The organism is Ekhidna lutea, from assembly GCF_900188325.1.
Taxonomy (GTDB): domain Bacteria; phylum Bacteroidota; class Bacteroidia; order Cytophagales; family Cyclobacteriaceae; genus Ekhidna; species Ekhidna lutea.
Map to the genome: position 1 here is coordinate 1 of NZ_FZPD01000016.1, position 1,080 is coordinate 1,080.

The 1,080-nt window shown below is 53.5% G+C and carries 1 protein-coding gene; it reads left to right on the forward strand.

All coding sequences use genetic code 11. The annotated features are described in order from the left end of the window. A partial coding sequence (locus CHB71_RS18905; protein WP_221406770.1) for a hypothetical protein occupies positions 1–1,080 on the forward strand: 1,080 nt, incomplete at both ends.

Below are 1,080 nucleotides of genomic sequence, written 5' to 3' on the forward strand. Positions count from 1 at the left end.
TGACGGTGACGGCCACTTCGAGCAACACGACGTTGGTACCGAATGGAAACATTACGGTGAACTATACGGACAATGGAGGCGCCTCGGCGAATGTGCTGAGTCCAACCCTTGATATCACACCTGCAGCAAACTTATCCGGCACGACCACCATTACGGTTACGGTACAGGATAATGGCACTGGCACACCGAGTGTGGTGGAGACGTTTGACCTTACCGTCAATGCGGTGAACGACGACCCTACGATCAGTGCGATAGCTGACCAAAGCACGAATGAAGACACAGATAAGACCGGCATAGCCTTTACAGTCGATGAAGGTGGTGGCACGGATGAAGATGCACAGGTGTTGACGGTGACGGCCACTTCGAGCAACACGACGTTGGTACCGAATGGGAACATTACGGTGAACTATACGGACAATGGAGGCTCCTCGGCGAATGTGTTGAGTCCAACCCTTGATATCACGCCTGCAGCAAACTTATCCGGCACGACCACCATTACGGTGACGGTGCAGGATAATGGCACGGGCACACCGAGTGCGGTGGAGACGTTTGACCTTACCGTCAATGCGGTGAACGACGACCCTACGATCAGTACGATAGCTGACCAAAGCACGAATGAAGACACAGATAAGACCGGCATATCCTTTACGGTAGATGAAGGAGGGGGCACGGATGAAGATGCACAGGTGTTGACGGTGACGGCCACTTCGAGCAACACGACGTTGGTACCGAATGCAAACATTACGGTGAACTATACGGACAATGGAGGCGCCTCGGCGAATGTGCTGAGTCCAACCCTTGATATCACACCTGCAGCAAACTTATCCGGCACGACCACCATTACGGTGACGGTACAGGATAATGGCACGGGCACACCGAGTGCGGTGGAGACGTTTGACCTTACCGTCAATGCGGTGAACGACGACCCTACGATCAGTACGATAGCTGACCAAAGCACGAATGAAGACACAGATAAGACCGGCATAGCCTTTACAGTCGATGAAGGAGGGGGCACGGATGAAGATGCACAGGTGTTGACGGTGACGGCCACTTCGAGCAACACGACGTTGGTACCGAATG